Consider the following 10,538-nt stretch of genomic DNA (forward strand, 5'->3'; position numbering starts at 1 on the left):
CCGCCAATAATTCTACCTGATGTGTTTTGGCTAAAATGCCCTACAGTAAAGAACTTTACTACCTTCACCAATCCCTTTTTGAATCGGGATGGCAAAGGTAGTAAAGAGGTTATTAACTTCAAAATATTTTTCAGGATTTACTGAAATTTCTTCTCTTTTTGGCGTTTGATCTGGGTTACAGCGGCATTGAAGGCGAGATCGAAGGATTCTTCAAAGGATTTTGTCTCGTACTTGACGAAGAGATCTTGGCGGGGTATTCGGATCTTAATCTCAGCTATTTTGTCTTTGATCTGATGGGCTACATTGTCTAGCTTCAGGAAAACATCTACACTAACAATTCGGTCGTAAAAATTAGTGAGCTTCTGAACTTTTTTGTTAACATGATCAATCAGTTTAGAATCAGCATCGAAATGCACAGTTTGAATTTGAACGTTCATGACACTTAATTTTTTAATATTTAACAATCTCGGTTAGAATTGGTAAACATTCACTTCATAGGCTTTTTTTGTTTAAATGTGTTGGGAAAGAACTCTATTACTAATGTAATGCTTTTTATCTGCTTTTGCATTTTTAAAGCATAATAATTTGTTAATACCGCGAAAAAAGTAGGGCGTTGGAGTTAGTGCTGGGGGCGCTTTTCAAAGTAAAAAGGTAAAAGGTAAAAAGTAAAAAGGGAGTGCGGAGCGGAAAGCACAAAGAAGCTAAAAGCGCAAAGCAGAAAGCAGAAAGCAGAAAGGAGGGCCTGAAACGGAAGCTGAAAGCCAAAGAAGCTGAAAGCGCAAAGCAGAAAGCAGAAAGCCTAAAGGAGGGCCTGAAATGGAAGCTGAAAGCCAAAAGAAGCTAAAAGCAGAAAGCAGAAAGCCCCAAAGGAGGGCCTGAAACGGAAGCTGAAAGCCAAAAGAAGCTAAAAGCATAAAGCCCAAAGGAGGGACTGAAACGGAAGCTGAAAGCCAAAAGAAGCTAAAAGCGCAAAGCATAAAGCTCTAAAGGAGGGTCTGAAACGGAAGCTGAAAGCCAAAAGAAGCGCAAAGCAGAAAGCCTAAAGGAGGGCCTGAAACGGAAACTGAAAGCAGGGAACAAAGAGGCCTAAAGTCCCAAAAAAGCTCCAAAAACAACATGTGCAACGCGGACCAGGGAAATAAGGGATGAACCGCTAAAACACCGGGCAAAGACCTGATAACGCGGGAAACACAACCTCTCCCACCCCATTCCAACCTCCGCGTCAATCCTTTTAATTTTTACTTTTTTCCTTTTTACTTAAGATCACGCCTTCGGGTGCGCCTGCTTAAACACATTCTTCAGCTTTTCAATGGTATTATGCGTATACACCTGGGTAGCGGCCAGGCTGGAGTGCCCCAGCAGCTCTTTAATGGCATTAATATCTGCCCCGGCATTGGTAAGGTGAGTAGCAAAGGTATGCCGCAGCACATGCGGGCTTTTGCGCGTAATGGTGGTGATCTGGTGCTCAGTGAGATAGCCCCGCACCATATTATATACATACTTGGGATACAGCTTACGGCCGCTTTTGGGGTGCACCAGCAGCACCGCCCCTTCCGGCTGCTCCAGCTCCCGGCGTTTGCGGGCATTGTAGGCCTGCACCTGCTGCAGCAGCTCCCGGCTCACCGGAATGATCCTTTCCTTATTGCCCTTTCCGAGGACCTTAATGGTTAGGTTGCCGGTATCCACATTGCGCTCCTGCAGGTTGATCAGCTCCGACAAACGGATGCCGGTATTATACAGCAGCTCAAAAATAAGGCGGTGGGTATCCCCTTCCAGGTCATCTGCGAAAATGGGTGTCTCTTCCTGGCCGCGGCGCAGGCTTTTATTGTCCTCCACGGCCTGCATGCCCTTTTCATCAATAAACCCCGGCAGGCGGCGGCTTATTTTAGGCGCAGCAACTTTCACCATAGGCGTTTGTTTTACCCAACCCTGGCGAACGGTGTATTTAAAAAAAGATTTAAGTGCGGAAATTTTGCGGTTAACGGTGCGGGCCTGCTGTTTTTCAGCCATCAGGCTGGCCAGCCAGGAACGGATATGTAAATGCCCGATGGCCGTAAGTTCAGGTACGCCATCATACTGGGTCTGTAAATAATCAAAAAACTGACGGAGATCCTGCTCGTAGGCAACAGCGGTATGATCGGAATAACGTTTTTCCAGCTGTATGTAAGATAGGAACTTAGCTACGGCAGGGTGAAGTGGCTGCTTGCTCAAATACAAAAAATTTGATGATTGTAAAGTTATACAAAACCTTACAATCATCAAGTATTTTGAACGGATACTTTATACCCGATTAATCTTCAAATTTACCGCTGGCTAACTGCTGTTTGTAAACAGCTTTCAGCACCTGGTTACGACGCTTTACAGAAGGCTTGGTGAAAGACTGACGGGTGCGCAGCTGCAGCAGAATGCGCGCCTTCTCAAACTTCTTTTTATACTTCTTCAGCGCCTTGTCAATGTTTTCGCAATCTTTAGAATCGATGATTAACATAGTAAAAACTCCTTTAATAATTTTAGGGAGAGCAAAGATAAAGCAATGTTTTAGAAATACCAAATGCAATCAGTGTTCCATTCGGGTGTAACTGGTACCCTCCCCTCCTAAAACAGCCCCGTATCCCGTGTGCAACCCGTGCGCAACTCTACCCCCCTACATAAAACCCTACCCATAACCCTCCCTGTCATTTTCCCATGTCTTTCTCATGAGTTTCTCATGTCTTTCCCTACTGGATCCCATGTTTTTCCCTAGTCCATCCCTAGTGAAGTCCATGTCAGGCTCTGATCTGATCAGTCAAATCAGGTCCTGCTTCTTACTTCTTCCCTCCTTTTTCCCCCAAGTTGCTTACTTTTAAATACTAAAGTAAAAGTTATGTTCACCGGTATCATAGAATCATTAGGAGAAGTAGTATCCACCAAAAAGGAAGGCAGCAACCTGGTTATCAGCATACAATCCAACCTGGCGCCGGAGCTGAAGGTAGACCAGAGCATTGCCCACAACGGCGTATGCCTCACGGTAACCGGCCTGCAGGATAACAGCTACGAAATAGTGGCTGTGGCTGAAACCCTGCAAAAAACCAACCTGGGCCAGCTAAGCCCCGGTGACCGGGTGAACCTGGAAAGGGCCATGGTGTTCAACGGCCGTATAGACGGGCACCTGGTACAGGGCCATGTAGACGGTGTAGGCGAATGCCTGTCTAAAACCTCACAAAATGGCAGCTGGGAATACCGTTTCCGTTACCCGGCCGATTTTGCCGCCCTGCTGGTGGAAAAAGGCTCCATTTGCCTGAACGGCATCAGCCTTACCATCTTTAATGTAACGGACCGGGAGTTTTCCGTGGCCGTGATCCCCTACACCTATCAGCACACCAACATATCTGCCGTAGCACCCGGCCATACCGTTAACCTGGAATTTGACATCCTGGGAAAATATGTGGCAAGGCAGCTGGCAGTAACAGCCAAGAATTAATTACGAACTGCATGCTTAACTTCACCCAGGCATTCCACGTACGCTACCCTATTATCCAGGCGCCCATGTTCCTGGTAAGTAATGAGGCCATGGTTAAAGCCGCCATGGACAATGGCATTGCCGGTACCTTTCCATCCCTCAACTTCCGTAAGGAAGGCGAGCTGAAAGCCCTGCTTGACCGGTTAAACGAACACATTACGGCCCATAACCCAGCCGGCACCTATGGCGTAAACCTGATCGTTCAAAAAACAAACCCGCTCTACGTAAAACATTTACAGGTTTGCGCAGCAGCTAAAGTGCCCTTATACATCACCTCCCTGGGCAATCCGCGCCAGGTAATTGATGCCGCCCACAGCTATGGCGGCAAAGTGCTGTGCGATGTAACTAACCTGCAGCACGCAGAAAAGGCCGCCAAAGAAGGCTGCGATGGCTTTATTGCCGTATGCGCAGGTGCAGGCGGGCATGCAGGCCCCTACCCTATGCACGTGCTGGTGCCTGCCCTGCAAAAAGCCTTCCCGGATAAATACCTGGTAGCGGCCGGCGGTATTGCTACCGGCCGGCAAATAGCCAGTGCAATGATCCTGGGCGCGCAGGCCGTATCCATTGGCACCCGTTTTATTGCCAGTGAAGAAGCCAGCGTAAGTGATGAATATAAACAGGCCATCCTGGAATATGGCATGGAGGATATTGTGCTTACAGAGCGCCTGTCCGGTACGCCCTGCAATATCATCAATACCCCTGCTGCAAAAAAAATAGGCTATAAGCAGAACTGGATGGAAAAAATGCTGAGCCACAACCCGCGTACCCGCAAATATTTCAAAATGCTGGTACAGCTGCGCGGCATGAAAAAGCTGGAACAGGCCGTACGTCCCGGCACTTACCAGCAGCTTTGGAGCGCCGGGCAAAGCGTGGAGATGGTGGAAGATATTGTGCCCACACAGGCTATTGTTCAAAAGCTGGTACAAGAATTGAACGAAACGCTGCAAGCCGCGTCACAGTTAGGATCTGTGTGAATATAAAATTGCGGGTGAAAGTATAAGTAAGCTAACGGATAATGAAAGGATACCTGTTCCTCACTTTTTTATGGCTGCCGTTTATGCTGCATGCTCAAAAGCATACAGTAAAAAGCATTGCGGCTTATTATGATACTACTGCAGTAGTGGAGCTGTATAACCAGGCGCCTATCGGGCTGGAGATCACGTATACCAATGGCGAGATACGCTCAACAGAAGGTTTCCTGAAAGGCGATTACCGCTGGAAATATATCAAAGTAACCTCCCCGGACGGTACCTGCCGTAACGGAGTGCTTACCTTTGACCGCAGCTACCTGGCGCAAAACCGTTACCAGGTAAAGCTGTTGGTAACCCTGCCCGATGCAGAGCAGCCCATAGAAGCGGCCTTGCAGCTGCCTTATGTTACCGGCATCCGCTTTCACCATTATGCAGACAGTCTAAAACGCGATATTCATTTTTACCTGAATGTAGAAGGCCGCTTTAACACCGGTAAAATATACCCGCTGGACACTACCAGCATACAGTTTGAAACCTCTGCCGGCCAGCTGCTGGGGCAGGACCTGCTATTAGGCAAAACAGATACCACCCGTTTTATTAACGTAACTGCTACCTACCGGGATAACCCTTCCCTGGTGATACATTCCGTGATCCCTGTAAAACAAAAACCGGATGATGATTCCATGATCATCAACGATGAGCGGCAGCTTTACAATAATAATAGAAAGAAAAAGCGGGGGTAGTTTTTTAGTCCATGGTCGATGGTCCATAGTCCATGGCATATAACACGGTGGAGATTATACAAGTAATGTCATCGCATATAACACAGCGGTAATCATACACAAATAAATTGCAAACCTTCTATACGATCGATCCAGGCAATGGACTATGGACCATCGGCCATGGACCGTTTAAATCAACATCCTGGCCTTTAGCTCCAGGTACTTATTAATAACCTGTATAGTAAGCTGCTGGGGCGTGCATAAGAGCGACATAATCCCATACTGCGATAGCTCCTTTGCAATTAATTTCTTTTCATAGGTGAACTGCTGTGCAATTACCTGCTTATATATTTCTTCTACATTCGCGGCTTCCTGTTCCGTGACCTGCTTCAGTGCCGTATTCTCAAAGAATACTACCAGCACCAGGTGATACTTTGCCAGCCGGCGCAGGTAAGGCAGCTGCCGGCGCATACCGGTGGTAGATTCAAAGTTGGTGAAAAGGATCAGCAGCGAGCGTTGGGATAATGCGCTGCGTAAGCTGATGCTCAGCCGTTCATAATCACTCTCCTGCCATTGGGTTTGCTGCGCATACAGCATTTCCAGGATCTTGTTAAGATGTGTTTTCTTATTGCTGGCCGGTAAAATATCTACCTGTTGCGCACCCAGTGTAGTTAAGCCGGCTTTATCGCCTTTTTGTAATACTACATTGCTGAATACCAGCGTAGCGTTAATGGCATAATCCAGCAGCGTTAATCCTTCAAAAGGCATTTTCATATTACGCCCTTTGTCTATTACACAGTACACCTGCTGGGAGCGTTCCTCCACATAGGTATTTACCATCAGGTTACCACGGCGTGCAGTAGCTTTCCAGTTCAGCATGCGCACATCATCGCCACGGCTGTATTCTTTTATATGATCAAACTCCATGCTGTGGCCAATCGTGCGCTTTTTGTGCACACCCAGCTCATTCAGCCGGTTGGTGAAAGACAGCAATTCATAATTGCGCAGCTGCAGATAGGATGGATAGGTTTTTACCGCCTGCTCATTTTCAAACACCACCCGCCGCTTTACCAGGCCAAAGGGGCTGGCGGCAAATGCATTGGTATTACCAAATTCATACACGCCTCTTTCCAGCGGGCGTAGCATAAAGTTAAAAACGTGCGTGGCGCCGGGCTTCAGCCGGGTTTTTAATACATGATCCCGCAGCTGGAACTGGAAGGGCAGCTCATCGATCACAGACAGGCTTACCGGGAAGCGGAAGCTGCTCTGCACCGTTATCCGTACCTCATTATCATCTCCGTTGCTGAAACGTGCTGCCATACCACGTTCCAGCTGCAAGGGCTTTGATGCGCCAAACAGCATGCTGATATCCAGCAACAGCAGCACCACCAGCACAGCAAACACCAGCTGCGCAATAACGAACAGCGCCGGGAAAAAGAAGGCTGCTATAAACAGCAGTACATTCCCACCCAGGCACAGGTAAAAGCGGTTGCCGAAGAAAAAGGCGCGGTATATTTCTTTGATGGACATTTGTTTGTTTTTTAGCGGAAAGCTCCCTACCTCGGTACTTCCACTGCCTTAACGATCTGTGCTATCACTTCATCCGTAGCAATACCTTCCATTTCACGTTCCGGTGTTAGCATAATACGGTGGCGCAGCACATGCGGCAGCATTTCAACAATATCATCCGGTGTTACAAAATCACGGTCGCGCATAGCAGCTACGGCTTTGGCGCAGTTCATAACGGCCAGGGATGCACGTGGCGATGCACCCAGGTACAATGAGGCATTCACACGGGTTTCCTGCACCAGTGCCGCAATGTAATGCAGCAGCTTTTCTTCAATATGGATCTTGCGTACCAGCGCCTGGTATTCCATTACCTGGGTAGCTGTGATCACGCGGTTCACCAGCTGGGTAATGTCCTGTATATTGTTATGCTGATGCATGGCCTGCAGCATAGCTACTTCCTCTGCAACGGCAGGGTACTTCACCTCTATCTTAAACAGGAAGCGGTCCAGCTGGGCTTCCGGCAGACGGTACGTACCTTCCTGTTCAATAGGATTTTGCGTGGCTATTACCATAAACGGCAATGGCAGCGGGTGTGTGATACCATCATTGGTTACCTGCCGTTCTTCCATTACCTCAAACAGCGCCGCCTGTGTTTTGGCGGGTGCACGGTTAATTTCATCTATCAGTACCAGGTTGCTGAAAACCGGCCCCCGCTTGTATTCAAACTCCCGGCTCTGGGGGTTGAATACCGAGGTGCCCAGCACATCGGCCGGCATAATATCCGGGGTGAACTGTATACGGGAAAAGTCCGCATCCACACAGCGGGCCAGCAGCTTGGCAGTAAGTGTTTTAGCTACGCCGGGCACGCCTTCTATCAGCACATGTCCCTGCGTAAGCAGTCCCGTGATCAGCAGGTCTATCATTTCATGCTGGCCGGCTATTACCTTGCCGATCTCCGCACGGATAGCCTCCACTGACTGGTGCAGTGAGGATAGGTCTGACCTGGGTTCAAATGTATTCACGTCCATCTATTTCGTGTTTTGGTAAAACTGATGTATGTTTTTATAAAATTGCTCTAAATATTTATCATTGATCTGTTCCGACAGCTGTATATGATGTATGCTGTCCACAATCTCACGCACATCTGAATAAGGCAGGCCCGACTTGCGCGTAAGCGTATCTATAAAAGCCTGGTTCAGGTAAGTGGTGTTCAGGTAAAAACGGGTACGGATATACTCCGTCCAGTGCAGCACCATTTTATGCGCCAGGTTACGGTTGTTGCCCTGCTGATAATACAGCTGTCCCAGCGTTTCCACAAACTCCAGCGAGTTATTGGTAAGCACTTCCTTTTCCGGTATAATGCGCTGCCGGCGTTTACCTTCAAACAGCACATATAACAGCAGCAAGGCCACCACCAGCCACAATGCCCAGCGAATGGCGGGGTAGCGCATCAGCACCTGCCACTCACTGAAATCGCCCCGGGGCCCGTTCAGGTATTTATAATATTCATCCCAATAAATAGCAGTGGGAATGTTGTAGGTATAAGCCAGCTGTTTTTCCAGCGATGCCATGTTAGGCTCATGCATCAGGAAATAATTGGTAAGCGTGGAAGGGTTCAGCAGCAGGAACACCGCTCCCTTACCATAAGCAATACGTATAAAGTTGGGCTTTGCCCTGCCGGTACTGCTATCCGGTACAATACCGGTACCTAAAATAGTGGTAGCGCTGGTATCATAGCTGGTAAAGTAACGGCCCGCTGCAATGCCCTTGCGTGTAAAAACAGTATCCGGCGCCAGATTCGGATTTATAAAATGCTGGGTGCTTACCGGCATGCTAAAACCAGGGTCCAGCGTATCTGCTTCAACGGCCAGCCGGGCCTGCAGCAGGCTGTCGGGCTCTGTCATGGCTATGAACAGCTGGTTGCCATTAGCGGCAAACTGCAGCATATCCGTTACATCCTGCTCGCTGGCGTATAATTTTTTGGTTACCAGAATATACAGGCTTTCCTCCCCCATTGCAAAGGATTGGTTCTTTTTGTAGGTAAGGCTAAAGGGTTTGGTCACCACCTTTACCGGCTCATTGGTATACAGGTGCGGCAGCACCTGGAACAGCGCATAACAGCCGCCCGGCTTTTTATCCTTGTAGGAAAAGCTTTGCTTGGTAAGGTCCTGGATCTCATCCTCCACCGAGCGGGTGCCCGCCACCAGCAGCAGAATGATGCACACCACCACCAGCACTACTATAATTATGGAAAACTTTGATTTCAACTAACAAGATTTTTATACAGGCCTGCATGGTTTTCACCTACAGCCTTTAAAGATGATTGAGTTCTTTTTGAAATTCCCGGAACCGCCCGTACACCAGCGCAAACTGTTCCTCATTCACCGCCACTTCCCCGTACCAGATATACTCATAATCCCGGGTAAGGCGCGCAAAGGGCTGGTACCATTGGGTTTTAGATAATACCCGCAGGTAATCCGTATTGGTTTTATCCTTGCTTAAAGTGATCAGCTGCTGTTCCGACAATAAGTGCAGCGCCTGCAAATGCAGCAGCCGCACGGCCTGCCTGAACCGCGCCCCACTGATAGCTTCCTGTATCAGCTTTTCATAGGCAGTGGCCGCAATGTTCTCTGCTTCCACTTCCGGCAGCTCCGGGTCGCCCTTGCGCCGGGAAAAACGAAAGCCCTGCTGCCGCATAAAGAACAGCACCAGCAATACCAGGCCCACTATCAGCAGGATATAAATAATATAACGAATGCTTTGTAAAAAAGCCGCCAGGGCTACCAGCGCCACTGCCAGCCACCGGAGATTATTGGAGGGCGGCTTTACCTTTTTATCGTACTGCAGCTTTTTATCAGCCCTTAGTTTTTCCATTACCGAAGCCGGTACCCTGCGTAGCACCAGCCCGTTATTCTCCCACCACTCCAGGGTATCGGCATCAGCCGGCACCGCCTGGTCCCACAGGTGATGCGGAACCGGAACCACGGGATCTTCCATTACATTTTCTGAATCGCTATCCGTGCCGGGTTCATTATAGGTATCCTCATTTACCCCGGCTTCTTTTGCCGGCTCCTTCACATCCTCTACACTTAATGGAGCATATATGGTATCCTTTGCATCCTGCGCATGCAGTAATGCCGGCAGCATAAGCAATATGCAGGCAGTTAACCAACAGTAGCGTGTATACCTATCCGTTATTCGCATATAGTTATTTTTCTGAAAACCTGCCGGATCTGATCAATCCTTTTTATCCGCAGGTTTTATCAATACCCCGTCGATCGTCAGCCGGTAGCCTTTACGCTGCACACGTATGGGGTATATTACAAAATAGCCCACAATAAAGGTGAGTGATAACAGCAGAATGGAGATACTCAGCCACATAGGCATAGCCGTGTGGCGGGTTACAAACCCTTCCAGGAAAGCCGCTACAATAAACACCGGCACCAGGCTAACAATTACTTTTACACCGTCTTTGGCGGCTCTTTTTAATGAATCTACCCGCTTGCGCGTACCGGGAAAAAGCAACCCGCTGCCCATGATCATACCCGCTGTACCGGCAATTACAATAGCCGATATTTCCAGCGTACCATGGATCCAGATCACCAGCACCGATTGCCAGCCAAGTCCCTTTGCAAAAAAGTAATACTGGAAAGATCCCAGCATAATTCCATTCTTGAACAGCAGCCATAAAGTGCCCACAGCAAACATAATTCCGCTCACAAAGCACATAAAGGCTACGTTAATATTGTTGTAGGCAATAGACAGGAACATGACCCATTCATTACCGCTTTTATATACGCCAAAGGGATCGCCGTTGCTGATGTTCTGCTCCGTCAT

12 protein-coding genes are annotated in these 10,538 nt (G+C 48.4%); 4 read left to right on the top strand and 8 right to left on the bottom strand.

Annotation, left to right across the window (positions count from 1 at the left end):
* Window positions 1-137 precede the first annotated feature (137 nt).
* The gene (locus VIM87_RS12565; RefSeq protein WP_089920809.1) at window positions 138-437 is read right to left on the bottom strand and encodes an HPF/RaiA family ribosome-associated protein; all 300 of its coding nucleotides are present in this window, start codon (window positions 435-437) and stop codon (window positions 138-140) included.
* 239 nt (window positions 438-676) lie between these two features.
* Here VIM87_RS12565 and VIM87_RS12570 point away from each other — a divergent pair, with 239 nt between their 5' ends.
* On the top strand, window positions 677-844 hold the full coding sequence (locus VIM87_RS12570) for a hypothetical protein (RefSeq protein ID WP_331997330.1): 168 nt from the start codon (window positions 677-679) through the stop codon (window positions 842-844).
* Window positions 845-1,263: 419 nt separating this feature from the next.
* Here VIM87_RS12570 and VIM87_RS12575 read toward each other — a convergent pair whose 3' ends face one another.
* The gene (locus VIM87_RS12575) at window positions 1,264-2,211 is read right to left on the bottom strand and encodes a tyrosine-type recombinase/integrase (RefSeq protein WP_331997331.1); all 948 of its coding nucleotides are present in this window, start codon (window positions 2,209-2,211) and stop codon (window positions 1,264-1,266) included.
* Window positions 2,212-2,290: 79 nt separating this feature from the next.
* Complete coding sequence (gene rpsU / locus VIM87_RS12580) at window positions 2,291-2,488, bottom strand: 30S ribosomal protein S21 (RefSeq protein ID WP_089920815.1); 198 nt, start codon at window positions 2,486-2,488, stop codon at window positions 2,291-2,293.
* Window positions 2,489-2,863: 375 nt separating this feature from the next.
* Between rpsU and VIM87_RS12585 the strand changes: the two genes are divergently transcribed.
* The 3 genes from VIM87_RS12585 to VIM87_RS12595 are packed head-to-tail and all read left to right on the top strand — an operon-like array spanning window position 2,864 to window position 5,213.
* Window positions 2,864-3,460, top strand: coding sequence for a riboflavin synthase (locus tag VIM87_RS12585; protein WP_331997332.1), 597 nt, complete (start codon window positions 2,864-2,866; stop codon window positions 3,458-3,460).
* 11 nt (window positions 3,461-3,471) lie between these two features.
* Window positions 3,472-4,473, top strand: coding sequence for a nitronate monooxygenase (locus tag VIM87_RS12590; RefSeq protein WP_331997333.1), 1,002 nt, complete (start codon window positions 3,472-3,474; stop codon window positions 4,471-4,473).
* 41 nt (window positions 4,474-4,514) lie between these two features.
* A complete protein-coding gene (locus VIM87_RS12595) occupies window positions 4,515-5,213 on the top strand; it encodes a hypothetical protein (protein WP_331997334.1) in 699 nt (232 codons plus the stop codon).
* Window positions 5,214-5,381: 168 nt separating this feature from the next.
* Here the strand turns inward: VIM87_RS12595 and VIM87_RS12600 are convergent, their stop codons facing one another.
* The 5 genes from VIM87_RS12600 to VIM87_RS12620 all read right to left on the bottom strand — a co-directional run.
* Complete coding sequence (locus tag VIM87_RS12600; RefSeq protein WP_331997335.1) at window positions 5,382-6,722, bottom strand: DUF58 domain-containing protein; 1,341 nt, start codon at window positions 6,720-6,722, stop codon at window positions 5,382-5,384.
* Window positions 6,723-6,748: 26 nt separating this feature from the next.
* Entirely contained in the window at window positions 6,749-7,729 is a 981-nt protein-coding gene (locus tag VIM87_RS12605) for a MoxR family ATPase (protein ID WP_331997336.1), read from the bottom strand.
* A complete protein-coding gene (locus VIM87_RS12610; RefSeq protein ID WP_331997337.1) occupies window positions 7,730-8,968 on the bottom strand; it encodes a DUF4350 domain-containing protein in 1,239 nt (412 codons plus the stop codon).
* A 46-nt stretch (window positions 8,969-9,014) separates the two neighbouring features.
* A complete protein-coding gene (locus tag VIM87_RS12615; RefSeq protein WP_331997338.1) occupies window positions 9,015-9,848 on the bottom strand; it encodes a DUF4129 domain-containing protein in 834 nt (277 codons plus the stop codon).
* 90 nt (window positions 9,849-9,938) lie between these two features.
* Window positions 9,939-10,538 (bottom strand): stage II sporulation protein M (locus tag VIM87_RS12620; protein ID WP_331997339.1); only part of this gene is annotated, 600 nt, incomplete at its 5' end.

The organism is Chitinophaga sp. (genome assembly GCF_036569125.1).
In the GTDB taxonomy this organism is placed as follows: Bacteria; Bacteroidota; Bacteroidia; order Chitinophagales; family Chitinophagaceae; genus Chitinophaga.